Genomic DNA, 19,513 nt, shown 5'->3' on the forward strand with positions numbered 1-19,513 from the left:
GCATTCCCGCGATTACGGCGGGGCCGATTGTGAATCTTGATGTAGATGTGACCAGTGGCGTTGAGGTGAAAATTGATACTGCTGTCATATTCTGTGGCACGTGGCATTATCCCGGCGCGACGTGCTCAAATACGCCGCCGCGGCACCCGCGGTGCTCGGTCTCGGCGCGGTGTCGTCGACGCTGGCGGCGCCGCAGGCCGGTGCCGGGCCGTTGGGAATCCTGCTCGACTATGCGGCGGGGGTGATCAGGGCAGGCGATCTGCGCGCATCGGGTGCGCTGGGCGCGATCCGCTACGTTTCGGACCGGCGTCCTGGCGGCGCATGGATGCTGGGCAAGCCGATCCAACTGCCTGAGGCGCGCGACCTCTATCAGAACGGGATGAAGATCGTCTCCTGCTACCAGTACGGCAAGCAGGACAGCGCGGACTGGCTGGGCGGGCAGAGTGCGGGTGTCGCACATGCCAAGCGGGGCTGGGCGTTACACGTCGCGGCCGGGGGTTCCTATGGCGCGCCGATCTACGCGTCGATCGACGACGACCCCAGTTACGACCAGTACAAGACGCAGGTCGCGCCGTATTTGAAGGGCTGGGAGGCGGTGCTGGGGCATCAGCGTGTCGGGGTGTACGCCAATTCCAAAACCATCGACTGGGCGCTGCAGGACGGCCTCGGTTCGTACTTCTGGCAGCACAACTGGGGTTCGCCACGGGGCTTCACCCATCCTGCCGCACACCTGCATCAAGTCGAGATCGACAAGCAGAAGGTGGGCGGCGTCGGGGTCGACATCAACCACATCCTGAAGCCGCAGTTTGGCCAATGGGACTAAACCTTACCGATCAGTAAGTAAAGTCAGCAAACTCCATCGGGTAGCCAGTGGGCGAGAGAAGACAAATTCGTTTCACTTGTCGCCTGCTCTTGCGACGACGTCGCTTGTGAGACAGCGCAAAATTTTTACATAACGATTGCATAACAATACTGCCTTGATCTGCGCTGTTGTCCTTACTCGAGCGTAACCACCTGCCAACAGGACGTTTGTCCCGCATGCCATCGGCGCCCACCGGGGCCGGTGTTATCGAACATCGGGTTACCCATGCGTAGAACTCGCCAGTAACCATTTAGGGCGCGAAAATGGTGCAGTCTCTTATGACACTCTTAGTACGGCTGGAGAGGCTTGAGCGTCCAGTGGGCCGTCTGACCAGACGGCCAGGTGGCCCGGGAACCGGACGCGCGTAGCACCAGCCAGGATTCGACGGCGAATCGCACGACCCGCGCGGGGGAAGCGCGGGCCTCCAAGAGTTCCAGAGACGACAGCCGACAGGCGACGAGCGATACGCGCGAGACAGCACCGAGGGAGATAACACGACGTGACGATCAACGAACAGAGCAGGGTGACCACCGGCCGCGGCGCCTCCGCATACGACACTGACGCGTTGTCCTCTGCTTCTGCCCTGGTCGATCGTTTGAACGCCGGAGAGCCGTATGCGGTCGCCTTTGGCGGCCAGGGTGGCTCCTGGCTGGAGAACTTGGAGGAACTGGTCAGTTCCGCGGGTATCGAATCCGAGCTGAGCGAGGTCGTCGGTGAGGCCGCGCTGCTGCTGGAGCCGGTGGCCCGCGAGCTTGTGGTGGTGCGACCGATCGGCTTCGAGCCGCTGCAATGGGTCCGCGCGCTGGCCGCCGAAGAGAAGCTGCCAACCGCCAAGCAGTTGATGAGCATCGCCATCTCGGGCCCGGGCATCCTGCTCACCCAGATGGCCGCGACGCGTGCCGTCATTCGCCAGGGTCTCGACCTGTACGGCACCCCGCCTGTGGCGATGGCCGGGCATTCGCAAGGCATCGTGGCGGTCGAGTCGCTGAAGGCGCAAGGCGCGCGGGACGCCGAGATGCTCGCCATCCTGCAGCTGATGGGCGCCGCCGGGTCGCTGATGTCGCGCCGCCGCGGCATGGTCGGCCGCGGTGACAAGTCGCCGATGGTGTCGATCACCAATGCCGATCCCGAGCGCATCGCCGAACTGCTCGAAGAGTTCTCCCAAGACGTCCGCACCGTGCTGCCGCCAGTGCTTTCGATCCGAAATGGCAGGCGCTCGGTCGTCATCACCGGCACCCCCGAGCAGCTCGGCCGCTTCGAGCTGTACTGCAGCAAGATCACCGAGAAGGAAGAGGCCGAGCGCAAGAACAAGATCCGCGGCGGCGCCGTCTTCTCTCCCGTGTTCCACGGCATCCAGGTCGAGGTCGGCTTCCACACGCCGCGACTGGCCCCTGCCGTGGACCTCATCGACGAGTGGGCCAGCCGGACCAGCATCGACCGTGAGCTCACACGCCACTTCGCGGAGGCGATCTTCGTCAAGCCCGTTGACTGGGTGGCCGAGATCGAGCGGCTGCACGACTCCGGCGCCAAGTGGATCGTCGACCTCGGCCCGAGCGACACCGCGACCCGCGTGACCGCCCCGGTGGTCCGTGGCCTCGGCGTCGGCCTGGTGCCCGCGGCAACGCGGGTGGGCCAGCGCAACCTGTTCACCGTGGGCGGCGAGCCCGAGGTGCCGCCTGCCTGGTCGAGCTACAAGCCGACCACCGTCAAGCTGCCCGACGGCTCGGTGAAGCTGTCGACCAAGTTCACCCGGCTGACAGGACGCTCACCGATCCTGCTCGCGGGGATGACCCCGACGACCGTCGACGCCAAGATCGTCGCCGCCGCAGCCAATGCAGGCCACTGGGCCGAGCTGGCCGGTGGCGGCCAGGTCACGGAGGAGATCTTCGCCGACCGCATCGCGGAGCTGACCCAGCTGCTCGAGCCCGGCCGCGCCGTGCAGTTCAACTCGCTGTTCCTCGACCCGTACCTGTGGAAACTGCAGGTCGGCGGGAAACGCTTGGTGCAACGGGCGCGCCAATCCGGCGCCCCGATCGACGGTGTGGTGGTGTCGGCAGGCATTCCCGACCTCGAGGAAGCCGTCGACCTGATCGACGAGCTCAACAGCGTCGGCATCAGCCATGTGGTGTTCAAGCCGGGCACCATCGACCAGATCAAGTCGGTCATCAACATCGCCGCCGAGGTGCCGGGCAAGGATGTCATCGTGCACATCGAGGGCGGGCGCGCGGGCGGCCACCACTCGTGGGAGGACCTGGACGACCTGTTGCTCGCGACGTATGCCGAGCTACGCAAGCTGTCCAACATCACTGTCTGTGTCGGCGGCGGAATCGGTACACCCGAACGTGCGGCCGAGTACCTGTCGGGCGAGTGGGCCGAGCGTTACGGGTTCCCGGCGATGCCTGTCGACGGAATTCTCGTTGGCACCGCCGCGATGGCCACGCTGGAGGCGACCACGTCACCCTCGGTCAAGCGGATGCTGGTCGACATCACCGGCACCGACCATTGGATCAGCGCCGGCAAGGCCACCGGCGGCATGGCTTCCAGCCGCAGCCAGCTCGGCGCCGACATCCACGAGATCGACAATGCCGCCTCCCGTTGCGGTCGCCTGCTGGACGAGGTGGCGGGCGACGCGGAGGCCGTTGCGGCCCGCCGCGACGAGATCATCGCCGCGATGGCCACCACCTGCAAGCCGTACTTCGGCGACGTCGGCGACATGACCTATGCGCAGTGGCTGCGCCGCTATGTCGAACTGGCCATCGGCGATGATGACAGCACCGCGGACACCAAGCTCCCCGACAGCCCGTGGCTGGCCGATACCTGGCGCGACCGGTTCGAGCAGATGCTCGAGCGCGCCGAGGCCCGGCTGCATCCACAGGACTCCGGCAAGATCGAAGCGCTGTTCAATGACGTTGCGCTGCTTGACAATCCGGACCAGGCGATCGCCACGCTGGTGGCTCGCTATCCCGAGGCCGAGACGCTCAAGCTGCATCCGGCCGACGTGCCGTGGTTCGTCACCCTGTGCAAGCTGATAGGCAAGCCGGTCAACTTCGTCCCGGTCATCGACAAGGACGTGCGCCGCTGGTGGCGCAGCGACTCGCTGTGGCAGGCCCACGACGCGCGTTACACCGCCGACCAGGTGTGCATCATTCCCGGCACACAGTCGGTGGCGGGCATCACCCGCGTCGACGAACCGGTCGGTGAACTGCTCGATCGCTTCGAGCAGGCCGCCATCGACCACGCGTTGGCCACCGACGGACACCCCGTCGAGGTGGTCTCCCGCCGTCAGGCCCGCGCCGACGTCACCGGTCCGCTTGCGGTGGTGCTGGATTCGCCGGACGTGCTGTGGGCCGGCCGTGCCTCGATCAACCCGGTGCACCGCATCGGTGCGCCCGACGAGTGGCAGGTCAACGAAAACCGTTCTGCCACACACCCATCAACGGGTGCGCGGCTCGAATTGGCCGGCGATGCGGTGACGTTGAGCGTTCCGCTGTCCGATATCTGGATCGACATCCGCTTCACGCTGCCGTCCTGCACAGTCGACGGCGGTATGCCGGTCGTCACCGTGGAAGACGCCTCGACCGCGATGCGATCGGTGCTGGCGATCGCCGCGGGCGTGGACGGGCCCGACGCCCTACCGCCGGTGGTCGACGGCGCCGCCAAGGTCACCGTCGACTGGGACCCCGAAGCGGTCGCCGACCACACCGGCGTCACCGCGACGTTCGGGGCGCCGCTGGCACCCGGCCTGACGCTGGTGCCCGACGCGTTGGTCGGCCACTGCTGGCCCGCGGTGTTCGCAGCGATCGGTTCTGCCGTGACCGATGATGGTTTCCCCGTCGTCGAGGGCCTGCTGAGCCTCGTGCATCTGGACCACGCTGCACACCTTCTGACCGCAATGCCGAAGACCAAGGCCGAACTGTCGGTTACTGCACCGGTTTCCGCGGCGACCGATACCGAGTACGGCCGGGTCATCCCCGTCTCGGTGGCCATCGCATCTGCTGACGGCACCCCGCTGGCCACGCTCGAGGAGCGGTTCGCGATCCGTGGCCGCACCGGTGTCGCCGAGTTGGCCGACCCGCCGCGCGCGGGCGGTGCGATGACGGACAACGCGACCGATACGCCGCGGCGCCGACGCCGTGACGTCACCGTCGAGGCGCCGACCGACATGAGCGCGTTCGCGGTGGTGTCCGGGGATCACAACCCGATCCACACCGACCGTGCCGCCGCGCTGCTGGCCGGGCTGAAATCGCCCATCGTGCACGGCATGTGGCTGTCTGCCGCCGCACAGCACGTCGTCACCGCGACCGACGGCAAGCCGGCCCCGCCCGCCCGCGTGGTCGGCTGGACGTCGCGCTTCCTGGGCATGGTGCTGCCGGGCGACGAGATCGACTTCCGGGTGGACCGGGTCGGAATCGACTGCGGCGCAGAGATCATCGAGGTGGCCGCCCGTGTCGGTTCCGAGTTGGTGATGTCGGCGACCGCACAGTTGGCCGCGCCCAAGACCGTCTACGCGTTCCCCGGCCAGGGCATCCAGCACAAGGGCATGGGCATGGAGGTCCGCGCGCGGTCCAAGGCCGCCCGCAAGGTGTGGGACACCGCGGACAAGTTCACCCGCGACACATTGGGCTTCTCGGTGTTGCACGTGGTGCGGGACAACCCGACCAGCCTGATCGCCAGTGGTGTGCACTACCACCACCCGGATGGTGTGCTGTTCCTGACGCAGTTCACTCAGGTCGCGATGGCGACCGTAGCCGCTGCGCAGGTGGCCGAGATGCGCGAGCAGGGCGCGTTCGTCGAGGGCGCGATCGCCTGCGGCCACTCCGTCGGTGAATACACCGCGCTGGCATGCGTTTCCGGCGTTTACGAGCTGGAGGCGCTGCTCGAGGTGGTGTTCCATCGCGGCAGCAAGATGCACGACATCGTGCCGCGCGATCACCTCGGTCGGTCCAACTACCGGCTGGCCGCAATCCGTCCGTCGCAGATCGACCTCGACGACGCCGACGTCAAGCAGTTCGTTGCCGACATCTCGGAGCGCACAGGCGAGTTCCTGGAGATCGTGAACTTCAACCTGCGTGGCTCCCAGTACGCCATCGCGGGCACCGTTCGCGGGCTGGAGGCGCTCGAGGAAGAGGTCGAGCGGCGGCGCGAAATCACCGGCGGCAAGCGGTCATTCATCCTGGTGCCGGGCATCGACGTGCCCTTCCACTCTTCCGTGCTTCGGGTCGGTGTCGCCGACTTCCGCCGCTCGCTGGAGCGCGTCATGCCGCGCGATCAGGATCCGGCGTTGATCGTCGGCAAGTACATTCCCAACCTGGTGCCGCGGCCGTTCACGCTGGATCGCGACTTCATCCAGGAGATCCGGGATCTGGTGCCCGCCGAGCCGCTCGACGAGATCCTCGCCGACTACGACACGTGGCGAAACGAGAAGCCGGCCGAACTGTGCCGCAAGGTCGTCATCGAGCTGCTGGCTTGGCAGTTCGCCAGCCCGGTGCGCTGGATCGAGACCCAAGACCTGCTCTTCATCGAGGAGGCCGCTGGTGGTCTGGGCATCGAGCGGTTCGTCGAGATCGGCGTCAAGTCGGCGCCGACCGTCGCCGGGCTTGCCGCCAACACGCTGAAGCTGCCCGAGTATTCGCACAACACAACGGAGGTGCTGAACTCCGAGCGGGATGCGGCCGTGCTGTTCGCGACCGACACGGATCCGGAACCAGAGGTCGACGAGGATGAGGCGGCTGCGCCCGTCACGGAGGCGGCGGCCCCCGTCGAGGCGGCAACACCTGCGCCCGCGCCCGCCGCTCCTTCGGGTGGCCCGAGGCCGGATGACATCGGATACGACGCCGCCGACGCCACCATGGCGTTGATCGCGTTGTCGGCGAAGATGCGCATCGATCAGATCGAGCCGCTGGACTCGATCGAGTCGATCACCGACGGTGCGTCGTCGCGACGCAACCAGCTGCTGGTCGACCTCGGCTCCGAGCTCAACCTGGGCGCCATCGACGGTGCGGCCGAGGCGGACCTGGCCGGGCTGAAGGGACAGGTCACCAAGCTGGCCCGCACCTACAAGCCGTTCGGCCCAGTGCTTTCCGACGCGATCAACGATCAGCTGCGTACGGTGCTCGGCCCGTCCGGCAAGCGCCCGGGCTACATCGGGGAGCGGGTCAAGAAGACCTGGGAACTCGGTGAGGGCTGGGTCAAACATGTGACGGTCGAGGTGGCACTGGGCACCCGCGAGGGTTCCAGTGTCCGCGGTGGCGAGCTCGGCGGCCTGCACGACGGCGCGCTCGCGGATGCGGCGACCGTCGACAAGGTCATCGATGCTGCGGTGTTGGCAGTCGGTGCACGCCAGGGTGTTTCGGTGTCGCTGCCATCAGCCGCAGGCGGCGGTGGCGGCGTGGTGGATTCCGCCGCGCTTGGCGAGTTCGCCGAACAGGTCACCGGCCGCAACGGCGTGCTCGCCTCGGCGGCCCGTCTGATCCTCGGCCAACTGGGCCTTGACACTCCCGTCCCTGTCCCTGAGGCCACCGACGCGGAGCTCATCGACCTGGTCACCGCCGAACTCGGCTCGGACTGGCCGCGGTTGGTGGCCCCCACGTTCGACGGCCGCAAGGCGGTGGTCTTCGACGACCGCTGGGCCAGCGCGCGCGAGGACCTGGCCAAGTTGTGGGTGCTCGACGACAGCGAGATCGACGCCGAATGGGAGCGGCTGTCCACGCGCTTCGAGGGCGCGGGCAATGTCGTCGGTACACAGGCGACGTGGTGGCAGGGCAAGGCCTTGGCCGCGGGCCGCAACGTGCATGCTTCGCTGTACGGACGCGCCGCAGCGGGTGCGGAGAATCCGGGCAAGGGTCGCTACACCGACGAGGTTGCGGTCGTCACGGGTGCCTCCAAGGGATCCATCGCCGCCTCGGTGGTGGCTCAGTTACTCGACGGCGGCGCGACGGTGATCGCGACGACGTCGAAGTTGGACGACAGCCGATTGGCCTTCTACCGCAACCTGTACCGCGACAACGCGCGCTTCGACGCGAAGCTGTGGGTCGTGCCTGCGAACATGGCGTCCTACACCGACATCGACAAGCTGGTCGAATGGGTCGGCACGGAACAGACCGAAAGCCTTGGGCCGCAGTCGATTCACCTCAAGGATGCGCTGACACCGACGCTGTTGTTCCCGTTCGCGGCGCCGCGAGTGGCCGGTGATCTCTCCGATGCCGGGTCGCGTGCCGAGATGGAGATGAAGGTTCTGCTGTGGGCTGTTCAGCGGCTGATCGGCGGCCTGTCACACATCGGTGCGGAGCGCGACATCGCCGCACGCCTGCACGTGGTGCTGCCCGGTTCGCCGAACCGCGGCATGTTCGGCGGTGACGGTGCGTACGGCGAAGCGAAGGCCGCGCTCGACGCGGTGGTATCGCGGTGGAAGGCCGAGTCATCGTGGGCGCAGCGAGTGTCGTTGGCGCACGCGCTGATCGGCTGGACCAAGGGCACCGGGCTGATGGGCCACAACGACGCGATCGTCGGTGCGGTCGAACAGGCCGGCGTGACGACGTACACGACCGACGAGATGGCAGGCATGCTGCTGCGCCTGTGCGACATCGAGTCCAAGGTCGCCGCCGCCCGTGAACCGTTGCAGGTCGACCTGACCGGCGGGCTTGCCGAGGTGGACCTCGATCTGTCCGAGCTGGCCGCCAAGGCCCGCGAGGACATGTTGGGCGAGAGTTCGGCAGAGCAGACCGACGACGAGAGCACCATCCGGGCGCTGCCGTCGCCGCCGCGTGGTTACCGGGCCGCACCCGCCCCGGAATGGGACGACCTGGACGTCGACCCGGCGGATCTGGTCGTGATCGTCGGCGGCGCCGAACTCGGCCCGTACGGCTCGTCGCGGACCCGCTTCGAGATGGAGGTCGACAACGAATTGTCGGCGGCGGGCGTGCTGGAGCTCGCGTGGACCACCGGCCTGGTCAAGTGGGAAGACGACCCGACGCCGGGCTGGTACGACACGGAGTCCGGCGACCTGGTCGACGAGGGCGAGCTGGTGGAGCGCTACCACGACGCCGTCGTCGAGCGTGTCGGCATCCGCGAGTTCGTCGACGACGGCGCGATCGACCCCGATCACGCTGCGCCGCTGCTGGTTTCGGTGTTTCTCGACAAGGACTTCACGTTCGTGGTGTCCTCCGAAGAGGAGGCGCGCCAGTTCGTGCAGTTCGATCCGGAGCACACCGTCATCGCGCCGGTGCCCGACAGCGCCGACTGGGAAGTCACCCGCAAGGCGGGCACCGAGATCCGGGTACCGCGTAAGACGAAGCTGTCCCGTACGGTCGGCGCGCAGATCCCCACCGGGTTCAACCCGATGGTGTACGGCGTCAGCCAGGAGATGATGAACTCGATCGACCGGTTGGCGATCTGGAACCTCGTCACCACGGTGGACGCATTCCTGTCGGCGGGCTTCACGCCGGCGGAACTGATGCGCTGGGTGCATCCCAGCCTGGTGGCCAACACGCAGGGCACCGGCATGGGCGGGATGACGTCGATGCAGACCATGTATCACGGCAACCTGCTCGGCAGGAACAAGCCGAACGACATTCTGCAAGAGGTGCTGCCGAACGTGTACGCCGGACACGTCGTCCAGTCGTACATCGGCAGCTACGGCGCGATGATCCACCCGGTCGGCGCGTGCGCCACCGCGGCGGTGTCGGTCGAGGAGGGCGTCGACAAGATCCGGTTGGGCAAGGCGGATTTCGTCGTCGCGGGCGGTTATGACGACCTGACGCTCGAGGCGATCATCGGATTCGGTGACATGGCGGCCACCGCCGACACCGAGATGATGCGCGCCAAGGGCATCAGCGATTCGAAGTTCTCGCGTGCCAACGACCGTCGTCGGCTCGGCTTCGTCGAGGGCCAGGGCGGCGGCACCATATTGCTGGCGCGCGGTGACCTAGCGCTGAAGATGGGTCTGCCGGTGCTGTCGGTCCTCGCGTACGTCTCGTCGTTCGGCGACGGCGTGCACACCTCGATTCCGGCGCCGGGTCTCGGCGCATTGGCCGCCGGGCGTGGCGGTCGCGAATCGCAGCTGGCGCGTTCGCTTGCCAAACTCGGCGTCGGGCCCGACGACATCGCGGTGGTGTCCAAGCACGACACCTCCACGCTGGCCAACGACCCCAACGAGACCGAGCTGCACGAGCGGCTGGCCGACGCGATGGGCCGTTCACCCGGTGCACCGCTGTTCGTGGTGTCGCAGAAGAGCCTGACCGGCCACTCGAAGGGTGGCGCCGCGGCCTTCCAGATGATGGGGCTGTGCCAGATCCTGCGCGACGGCGTCATTCCGCCGAACCGCAGCCTGGACTGCGTCGACGACGAGCTGAGCAGCGCCGCGCATCTGGTGTGGCTGCGTGACACCCTGCGGCTGGGGGACAAGTTCCCATTGAAGGCGGGCCTGATCACCAGCCTCGGCTTCGGTCACGTGTCCGGTCTGATCGCGCTGGTGCATCCGCAGGCGTTCATCGCCGCCCTGAGCCCCGAGCAGCGCGAGGATTACCAAGCGCGGTTCGAGGCGCGGGTGCTGGCCGGTCAGCACCGGCTGGCATCGGCGATCGCCGGCGGCCCGGCGCTGTACGAGAAGCCTGCCGATCGCCGGTTCAGCCACGAGGCGCCGGAGAAGCGACAGGAAGCCGAGATGCTGCTCGATCCGGAGTCCCGGCTGGGCGACGGCGACGTGTATGTGCGGTGATGAGCGCTCGCGCGAAGAACATGTGCGATGAGATAGCGTTTCCGGCATGGCAGTAGTCGGGGTGGGGATCGACCTGGTCTCCATCCCCGACTTCGCCGAGCAGGTCGACCAGCCCGGCACGGTGTTCGCCGAGACCTTCACGCCCGGCGAGCGACGCGACGCCGCGGACAAGAGTTCGTCCGCGGCGCGGCACCTGGCGGCGCGGTGGGCGGCCAAGGAAGCCGTGATCAAGGCGTGGTCGGGATCCCGATTCTCCAAGCGGCCGGTGCTGCCCGAGGGCATCCATCGCGACATCGAGGTGATCACCGACATGTGGGGCAGGCCGAAGGTGCGGTTGACCGGTGCCATCGCTGAGCATCTCAAGGACGTGACGATCCATCTGTCACTGACCCACGAAGCCGATACCGCAGCGGCGGTCGCCATCCTCGAGGAGCGCTAGTCAGCGCCAACAGACGCAAAACTGCCCATTTCCCGTGAAAATCAGGCAGTTTTGCGTCTGCTCGCGGTGTTGGGGTGACCCGCTAGCCTCGATGCCATGACTGATCTCGTGGAGCGGGTGCGTGCGGTGCTGCCGTCGGTGCGGCGCGACCTGGAAGACCTGGTGCGCATCGAGTCGGTGTGGGCCGATCCGGCTCGCAGGCCCGAAGTGCAGCGCAGCGCCGAGGCGGTGGCAAAGTTGTTGACGGAGGCCGGGTTCGGTGACGTGAAGACCGTCAGCGAGGGCGGTGCGCCTGCCGTCATCGCCAGGCACCCAGCCCCGCCAGGGGCGCCGACGGTGTTGCTGTATGCCCATCACGACGTGCAACCGGAAGGCGATCCGGCTCAGTGGCAGTCGGCGCCATTCGAGCCCACCGAGCGCGACGGCAGGCTGTACGGTCGCGGTGTCGCCGACGACAAAGCAGGCATCGCAACGCATTTGGCGGCTTTTCGGGCGCACGGCGGCCAACCGCCAGTCGGCGTGACGGTGTTCGTCGAAGGGGAGGAGGAGTCTGGCTCGCCGTCGCTGGCACGCCTGCTTGCCGCCCACCGCGACGTGCTGGCCTCCGATGTGATCGTCATCGCCGACTCGGACAACTGGAGCACCGACGTGCCGTCGTTGACGGTGTCGCTGCGCGGCCTCGCGGACTGCATCGTCGAGGTCGCGACACTGGATCACGGTCTGCACTCGGGACTTTGGGGCGGCGTGGTGCCCGACGCGGTCAGCGCGCTGGTGCGACTGCTCGCCAGTCTGCACGACGACGAGGGCAACGTCGCGGTCGCCGGGCTGTACGAGGGCAACGCTGCCGATGTCGACTACTCGGCGGAACGGGTGCGCGACGAGGCCGGCCTACTCGATGGCGTTTCAGAAATCGGCTCGGGCTCGGTGCCGCAACGACTTTGGGCCAAGCCGGCGATCACCGTGATCGGTATCGACACCACCTCGATCGACAAGTCGTCGAACACATTGATCCCGCGGGCGCGGGCGAAGGTCAGCATGCGCGTCGCGCCCGGCGGCGACGCGCGCGAGCACCTGCAAGCGCTGACGCGTCACCTCGAAGAACATGCGCCCTGGGGCGCACAGGTCACGGTCATCCCTGGCGACCTCGGCCAGCCTTACGCCATCGACGCCAGCGGACCGGTCTACGACGCTGCCCGGGCAGCGTTCCGGCAAGCGTGGGGCAACGAGCCCGTCGACACAGGGGTGGGCGGTTCGATCCCGTTCATCGCCGAGTTCGCCGAGGCTTTCCCATCGGCCAAGATCCTTGTCACCGGCGTCGAAGATCCGCAGACGCAGGCGCACAGCATCAACGAGAGCCTGCACCTCGGGGTGCTGGAGCGCGCGGCCACCGCGGAGGCGTTGCTGTTGGCCAACCTCGGGTCAAACGGACAAGTCGCGCCGTAGCTTGGCGACGTGCCCCGTGGCGCGGACGTTGTACAGCGCCTCGGCGATCTTGCCATTCTCGTCGACGACGAACGTCGACCGGATCACGCCGAGAACGGTCTTGCCGTACATCGTCTTCTCGCCGTAAACGCCCCACGCGGAGAGCACCTCCCGGTCCGGATCGGACAGCAGCGGGAACGTCAGCTTCTGATCGTCGCGGAACTTGGCCAGCTTGGCGGGCTTATCGGGGGAGATGCCGATGACGTCCAGGCCCGCGCCGTTGAGTTCGCTCAGGCTGTCGCGGAAGTCGCAGGCCTGCTTGGTACACCCTGGCGTGGAGGCGGCGGGGTAGAAGTACACGATGACCTTACGGCCCTTGTAGTCGGACAGTTTGACGGTTTTGCCGTCGGCGTCGGGCAAGCTGAACGCGGGGGCTTTGTCACCGACTTCGAGTCGCGCGGTCTGCGGCATGCGATAAGTCCCTTCTTCGACCGGTGCACTCCGTCGAGTGCAAGCTGAACTAGGGTAGTGCGGCAAGGCGACGCTCATGGAGTGGCTTGGAGGCAACAAGTGGCGGACCGCGATCCCGACACCATCAAGCGGGACATCGATCAAGCTCGGGATCAGTTGGCGGCGACCGTGGACACTCTCGCCGAACGCGCCAATCCGCAGCGAATCGCCGACGACATCAAGGCCGCCGTGCTGCGCTTCGTGCAGAAGCCCGTGGTCGCGGTCTCGCTGGCGGGTGCAGGCGCAGTCGTCGTCATCGTGGTGATTCGCCGAATCCGGCGAAACTGACGGCTTGGGTCAGCGACGACGCGCCGCCCGGAACCAATCTGCGATTGAGAAGCTCGGCGGGTTGGCGACACGGCCGAGGCGGCTGCAGGTGTAGACCATGAGTGGCCGTTGCGCAGTTACGTCGTCAGCTGTACTCGCGCCGGACACACCCGCGGTGAGTGATGCGTCGGTGCTGGTCACAGCTAAGACCTCGTTTCGTAGTCACCATGGTGTCTTAGACCCATGTAATTCATCGCAGCTAACCGAAGGCTATCACTCCCACACCTGTCTACACCGCACAATTCGCTGTGAAGCAACGCACCCGTTACCAGTTGGAGCATCCGATGGCTTCGTAGCATAAGTCCACTTACGGAGGCGATAGCACATTCAACGAACCTCGTCGGGCTATAGTGCAAATTTTTCGTGTGCGTAAATAGGCTACTGCGTCCGCGTAGCCACGGCAAGGCATTCCGGGTTGCCGCGGCGGCCGACGGTCCAGTCGGTTGAGGGTGCGATCGAGGGTCCGAACAGGCGCTAATCGCGGCGGCAGCATCCCGTGGGCCGTTGGCGCACGGGTTTGCTGATTCTGCCCCGGCGCGCGACAGATGGAGGTAGATGCGATGATTCCGGCGTGATCGACGACCCAGACACAGCGCAGGCCCTCGCGCTACTGCAGTCACTGCACGCGCACGTGGACGAAATTTCCAAAAAGGTTGAGTCCGCGGAGAACCGCACCCGGCGCGTTCAGGGTCACGCCGCCGTTGTCGCCCGTCGCCGGGTGGCCAGCCTGCGCCACGAGCTCTACGAAGCGCACCGACTGATCGACGGGATTCATCGGAGGTTTCCGGACGCGCGGCCCCGACGGACTGCGGCGTCGCGGGCCGATCATTCACGCTGAGTGCGCCGTCAGGGTTTCGAACCCCGGACCCGCTGATTAAGAGTCAGCTGCTCTACCAACTGAGCTAACGGCGCTGCGTGTGCGACAATAACAGGCCTTGCGGCAAGCGTGAAATCACACCCGCCTGCCACCGCTGGAAGCGACGCCGGCGTTGCGCCGCCAGCTAAATTTGCCCTTAGACTATTGCCAAGAATCCTCAGTCTGTGGGTCGTGGGTGGGAAGTGGAGCAAAGTTATGTGGCAGGTCGAGAAGGCGGCCCGTCCGCGTCGCTGGCGAAGATGGACGGTGGCGGCCGCGGTGATTCCGGCCATGGTGCTCGGACTGGGTGCATGCGGCAGTGAGTCGGCGGCTCCGCAGCAGCCTCAGGTCATCACAGACAAGGGGACGCCGTACGGCGACTTGCTGGTGCCCAAGCTCACGGCGTCGGTCAGGGACGGCGCAGTCGGCGTGACCGTCGAATCCCCTGTCACCGTCAGCGCCGAAGACGGCGTGCTGGGGCCGGTGTCGATGGTCAATGCCGCCGACGGCACCGCGGTCGCCGGCCAGTTGAGCCCCGACGGGTTGGTGTGGTCGACGGTCGACCCATTGGACTACAACGAGCGCTACACGTTGCGCGCACAGTCGTTTGGTCTTGGCGGGGCCACCAGTCAGCAGATGACCTTCGAGACGCATTCGCCCGAGAACTTGACGATGCCGTACGTGCTGCCCAACGACGGTGAGGTGGTCGGTGTCGGCCAGCCGGTCGCGGTCCGGTTCGACGAGAACATCTCGGATCGGTTGGCTGCCGAGAAGGCCATCAAAGTCAAGACCAACCCTCCTGTGGAGGGCGCGTTCTACTGGCTCAGCAACCGCGAAGTGCGTTGGCGCCCTGCGGCTTACTGGAAGCCGGGGACGACCGTCGATGTCGAGGTGAACACCTACGGCGTCGACCTGGGCGACGGACTGTTCGGCCAGGAGAACGTCACCACGCACTTCACCATCGGCGACGAGGTCATCACGACTGTCGACGACGACACCAAGACCCTGACCGTGACGCGCAACGGTGAAGTGATCAAGACCATGCCGGTGTCGATGGGCAAGAACAGCACACCGACCAACAACGGCACGTACATCGTCGGGAACAGATTCAGCCACATGGTGATGGACTCATCCACCTACGGCGTGCCCGTCAACTCGCCGAACGGGTACCGCACCGAGGTGGACTACGCCACGCAAATCTCCTACAGCGGCATCTTCGTGCACGCCGCCCCATGGTCGGTGGGGAGCCAGGGCTACAGCAATGTCAGCCACGGCTGCATCAACGTGTCGACGGCCAACGCGCAGTGGTATTACCAGAACACGAAGCGCGGAGACGTCGTCGAGATCGCGAACACGGTTGGTTCTGTCCTGCCGGGTACCGACGGGCTGGGCGACTGGAACATCCCGTGGGAGCAGTGGAAAGCGGGCAACGCCACCATCTGAGGCAAGGCCGGCGGGCGGGATACGCCCTCCGGCCGATCGGGGTGGCTGACGGGACTCGAACCCGCGACAGTTGCAGGATGTCACGCGCGACGACACCGCAGCGGCGGTCCTGGGGCTCCTTGCGGACCATGCGGAGCGGTCGCGGCGTCGTATGTCGCTGCGGACGGCATGCGTTACTAAGCGCCGAACACCTACGAGACTGCGCGTAGACACTCACATTCGCGTTGTCGAGCTCCGTGGCGAAGGTGTGCCGCAAGCCACGGACCAAGGCACCTCGCGCCCGTTCGCCGTCGATGCCGGCCCTCTTGAACGCCCGAAGGATTCGATACTGCAGTGTCCCGCGTGTGATGCATTCCCCGTCGGCTCCGATGAACAGGGAAGCCGTGGGGGAGAAGCGCATGGGGTCCTCGACTGTTAGCGCTCGCCTACGTGGCTGGGGAACCGCGCGATCCGGGATTGCAGGTACTCGTCGACTACAGTGAGAAGCTCTGTGCTGAAGGGGATTCGGCGGTCCTTATTGCCCTTGCCGAGCACCTGCAGGACACACCGACGGTATCCAGGCGGATGTCGCCAATGTTGGCGTTGATCAGCTCGTGGGCTCGCAAGCCCGCCAACAGTGAGGTGAAGACGATGGCGCGGTCCCGCTCAGCCCGCTCGTTTCGCCGCGCGGACCCTTCGTCGTCGGTCGCCGCGGCAAGTCGGGCGACCGCCTCGGTCGAGTGGCTTTTCGGAAGGAACTTGGGCACTTTCGGTCGCCCGGTATGTGGCATCGGGTTGGCGGCGAGCAGTTCGGGGTGTTCAGGAGCGTGCACAACGTGTTCCACGTCGGCCAGCAGCGCAGGATAGAAGCGCCGGAGCGGTTCTCCGCATAGACCGCGAACGCGGCACGCAGGCTGTCCGACGTCAGGTCGGCGGTCTTGACGTCGACGACACGGTCGCTGGCGCCGGCGAGGAGCGTGGCTATCGCTTCGAAGTCTTGGCGGTAAGCCTTCAGTGTGCGGTGACGGCTTGCGAATCGTCCTGTCCGCCAGAAAATGAAGGAACCAGCCCGGGGTGGGCGAGTGGCGCAGACTTGGACGAGCGGGCTACGGGCACCAGTTCAGTATCACAAGGCCTCGTGAATATAAGCGGTTATTCATCATAGTCTCCTTCACTTTCACTAGGTGGATCGCAGGTCCGACGCGTGGCGTCAATTGGTCTCGCCGCGGCGCGACGGTCAAAGCCATTGGTAAAATGTGGTTTAAGGATTAGTAATTGTAGGTGGGGAGTGCCTGTCTGCAATGGAGCTCATCAGAGACCCGGCGAGATCCGCCGATCTGACCTGTGCGTGTTTCCATCGGACACTTTTATTCCCCCCGATTCGACGACGCCGCACGAGTGAGGGCCCGGAGACGACGAGATCGAATGCGGCGGATTGACGGTGAAGCTGGGCGAATGCGTTCAGCCCAGCCGCGGTTGGCCGTTGGAGGCGCCGAGCCCTCCGTCTACAGGGAGGATCACACCATTGATGAAAGAAGCATCTTCGCTGGCGAGAAACGAGATGGCCGAGGCGACCTCGTCGGGTTCGGCTGCACGACCCGGGGGTAGGCGATCCATGAACTGTGCCCTCAGTTCGGGATCGGCATCCACCTTGGCTGTCATGTCGGTCTGCGTGAGGCTCGGTGCTACCGCGTTGACCCTGATGCCGCTTGCGGCATGATCTAGTGCTAGTGCCCTAGTGAGATTTGTCAGCCCGCCCTTGGCCGCGTTGTAGCTCGCTGCTCCCCAGTCGCCAGCTATCCCTGACACCGAGCTGACGTTGACGATGTTGCCGCGCGTCGCCTTGAGGTGGGGCAGTGACGATTTGGAGACGTAGAACGCGCCGCTGAGAACGGTGGCGATCATGTTTGCCCAAGCCGTGTCCGTGGTCTGCTCGATGGTCCCCGACGGGCCGATCCCGGCGTTGTTGACGACCACGTCGAGAGCACCGAATTCGCTGACGATTCCATCGACGATCGTCGTCACGGCTGACGGGTCGGTGATATCGAGTTGCCGAGCTACGATCGCTCCCTCCGACTGATGACGGGCTACCTCTTGAAGTTTCTGCAGACGGCGACCGGTGATCACGACGGTTGCGCCCTCGTCGGCCAAGCGTCTGGCAGTGGCGGCGCCGATACCCGTGCCCCCTCCGGTGATTAGCGCGATCTTGCTTGCAAAGCGGCGGGACATCAGCTGTCTTCCTTCTCGATACGGGTTTTCAACCGGACCTGTCTTCGGTCGCGATCGCGGGCGTCATGAAGATCAAGATTGGTGCTACATGTGGCGGGTTGCGTATGTATCCATGCCAAGTGAGGGCCGCACTGCGGAGACGTGCTGCGGTGAGATCTCTTTCTGCCAGTGACCTTGTCGCCCAGTGGTATTGCGGCGATGGCAAGGTCCATCGCAGATCGACCATGCACAGCTAGGAATGGGGCCGACGGTCACCAGGCGAGTTCTTGGGCACCCGACGGTGACCGAATTGGTGAAGCCATGATCGGAGACGTCGAGGCTTCACGGGTTTCGCGTTGCCCGCATTCGAATCCATGGGCGCTAGCGGCGGTGGTCCGTCGTCGAGGATCCACGCTGGCCCGCCCCAGCACAATGCTTGCGCGAGATTGGCCTCGATCGGCCGTCGATGCAGGTTATCTTCGTCGGTCATCTTCCGTCCGTTCTACCGATGGGATGCGTCAGACGACGCGTTCATTTGAAGGCGGCTCCGTCAAGATGTGCCTAGGCGACGACCGGCGGGACGAAGCAACGGACCTCCCGTCATGACGTCACCGCCAAGGGTGTTCCCGTGTCTGGAACTTGCAGCAGCAGTCCGACATTGGAGGGGTCGGCGCGAAGCTGTCCGGCCTCGATCCGAGTTGCGAGACTGACCACGTGCTCGTTGTAGGGCGCGCGCTGGCCGGAGCGGCTCAACGTTTCTAGGACGTGACCGTTGACTTCGGCGATCTCTGCGCGTCGCCCTTTGCGCCAATCTTGAAGCACTGTGGTGAGCGTGTCGGCGAACGAGTACTCCTTCAAGACGATTCCCAACAGATCCTCGGCGTATTGCTCAGGTGCAGTGACTTCGTGGTCGGTCAGGTTCATGATGGGCACCAGTCGGCAGCCGTCGGCCAACGCCGCAGAGGCTGCTTCGCGACAGCATTCGGTCATGAAGGCGAGTACGTCGGGGTGCGCAGCCGCCTCGGCCAACGGGAGGTTCAAGATCGCCGACGGCACCAGCTCACCAGCGTTGGCGACCAACTTCATCCACTTCGAGGAGCGAATGTCGTCGGACAGTTCGACCGTGCCGGCGTGCGCCAGGTGGCGCTGAACCTCGACCGCCTTCTCGCGATAGTCCGGAGAAAGAGCACCTACGGCGAACCAGGAATGCTCAGGTGCGTTCTGTCGGTTCACCACGCCCGGCACAAACATGTTGGACGCCATCTCAATGACTGCGCCGATGGTGCGCGACACTCCGACGATAGAGGCCACGTCGTCGATGCTCATGCCGTTTTGCAGCCCGACGACGACGCCGTCGGGCGACAGCACGGGCTTGATGAGCTCGACAGCCCACCGCGTGTCATAGGCCTTCATGACTAGGAAAACGATGTCGAACGGTTCGCGCAGCTCAGCGACTTCGCATATATGGAGCGCCGGTATGCGCGTGATCTCCGTGCGATCAGGCATGCGGATCTCCACACCGCGCGCCCGGATGGCTTCGACATGTCGAGGCCACTGTTCGACCAGAGTAACGTCCAAGCCGGCGCGGACGAGGTCGGCCGCCACCCCCGATCCCTGTGCACCCGACCCGACGAAGGCTATCTTCGGTGACTTCTCCATGTCGACCTTCCCAGCCGCGTCCAGCTTCACTGAACACAACGTAGGTCCAAATGGCACGTCGGGGCAACCCCAGATCGCGACAACATGCACCCG

General features: G+C 65.7%; 11 protein-coding genes and 1 tRNA gene. 6 read left to right on the plus strand and 6 right to left on the minus strand.

The window, feature by feature from the left end; translation table 11 throughout:
* The first annotated feature begins 100 nt into the window (after positions 1 to 100).
* The 4 genes from ACGFK1_RS18300 (at position 101) to ACGFK1_RS18315 (ending at position 12,459) form a co-directional block, all read left to right on the plus strand.
* The gene (locus ACGFK1_RS18300) at positions 101 to 823 is read left to right on the plus strand and encodes a DUF1906 domain-containing protein (RefSeq protein ID WP_393431947.1); all 723 of its coding nucleotides are present in this window, start codon (positions 101 to 103) and stop codon (positions 821 to 823) included.
* A 538-nt stretch (positions 824 to 1,361) separates the two neighbouring features.
* Complete coding sequence (locus tag ACGFK1_RS18305) at positions 1,362 to 10,577, plus strand: fatty acid synthase subunit beta domain-containing protein (protein WP_393431950.1); 9,216 nt, start codon at positions 1,362 to 1,364, stop codon at positions 10,575 to 10,577.
* Positions 10,578 to 10,623: 46 nt separating this feature from the next.
* Positions 10,624 to 11,016, plus strand: coding sequence for a holo-ACP synthase (locus ACGFK1_RS18310; protein ID WP_067805904.1), 393 nt, complete (start codon positions 10,624 to 10,626; stop codon positions 11,014 to 11,016).
* Positions 11,017 to 11,112: 96 nt separating this feature from the next.
* Positions 11,113 to 12,459: a dipeptidase gene (locus ACGFK1_RS18315; protein ID WP_393431955.1), complete on the plus strand. Its 1,347-nt coding sequence runs from the start codon at positions 11,113 to 11,115 to the stop codon at positions 12,457 to 12,459.
* On the opposite strand, the gene bcp is transcribed toward ACGFK1_RS18315, so the two are convergent.
* Positions 12,436 to 12,909 (minus strand): thioredoxin-dependent thiol peroxidase, encoded by a 474-nt coding sequence (gene bcp, locus ACGFK1_RS18320; protein WP_393431958.1) that lies wholly within the window; start codon positions 12,907 to 12,909, stop codon positions 12,436 to 12,438. The two genes, ACGFK1_RS18315 and bcp, sit on opposite strands and share 24 nt — an antisense overlap.
* A 99-nt stretch (positions 12,910 to 13,008) precedes the next feature.
* Here bcp and ACGFK1_RS18325 point away from each other — a divergent pair, with 99 nt between their 5' ends.
* Positions 13,009 to 13,236 (plus strand): DUF3618 domain-containing protein, encoded by a 228-nt coding sequence (locus tag ACGFK1_RS18325; RefSeq protein ID WP_393432377.1) that lies wholly within the window; start codon positions 13,009 to 13,011, stop codon positions 13,234 to 13,236.
* Positions 13,237 to 13,891: 655 nt separating this feature from the next.
* On the opposite strand, the gene ACGFK1_RS18330 is transcribed toward ACGFK1_RS18325, so the two are convergent.
* Positions 13,892 to 14,050, minus strand: coding sequence for a hypothetical protein (locus ACGFK1_RS18330; RefSeq protein WP_393431961.1), 159 nt, complete (start codon positions 14,048 to 14,050; stop codon positions 13,892 to 13,894).
* Between the two features lie 64 nt (positions 14,051 to 14,114).
* Positions 14,115 to 14,187, minus strand: a tRNA-Lys gene (locus tag ACGFK1_RS18335).
* A gap of 160 nt (positions 14,188 to 14,347) precedes the next feature.
* Here ACGFK1_RS18335 and ACGFK1_RS18340 point away from each other — a divergent pair.
* A complete protein-coding gene (locus ACGFK1_RS18340; protein WP_393431964.1) occupies positions 14,348 to 15,574 on the plus strand; it encodes an Ig-like domain-containing protein in 1,227 nt (408 codons plus the stop codon).
* Between the two features lie 473 nt (positions 15,575 to 16,047).
* Here ACGFK1_RS18340 and ACGFK1_RS18345 read toward each other — a convergent pair whose 3' ends face one another.
* From ACGFK1_RS18345 to ACGFK1_RS18355, 3 genes are all read right to left on the minus strand, one after another.
* Positions 16,048 to 16,386 (minus strand): hypothetical protein, encoded by a 339-nt coding sequence (locus tag ACGFK1_RS18345; protein WP_393431967.1) that lies wholly within the window; start codon positions 16,384 to 16,386, stop codon positions 16,048 to 16,050.
* Between the two features lie 628 nt (positions 16,387 to 17,014).
* Positions 17,015 to 17,782 (minus strand): SDR family NAD(P)-dependent oxidoreductase, encoded by a 768-nt coding sequence (locus ACGFK1_RS18350; RefSeq protein ID WP_393431970.1) that lies wholly within the window; start codon positions 17,780 to 17,782, stop codon positions 17,015 to 17,017.
* A 579-nt stretch (positions 17,783 to 18,361) separates the two neighbouring features.
* A complete protein-coding gene (locus tag ACGFK1_RS18355; RefSeq protein ID WP_393431973.1) occupies positions 18,362 to 19,450 on the minus strand; it encodes a ketopantoate reductase family protein in 1,089 nt (362 codons plus the stop codon).
* Between the last annotated feature and the right edge of the window lie 63 nt (positions 19,451 to 19,513).

The organism is Mycobacterium sp. NPDC048908 (genome assembly GCF_043197955.1).
Taxonomy (GTDB): domain Bacteria; phylum Actinomycetota; class Actinomycetes; order Mycobacteriales; family Mycobacteriaceae; genus Mycobacterium.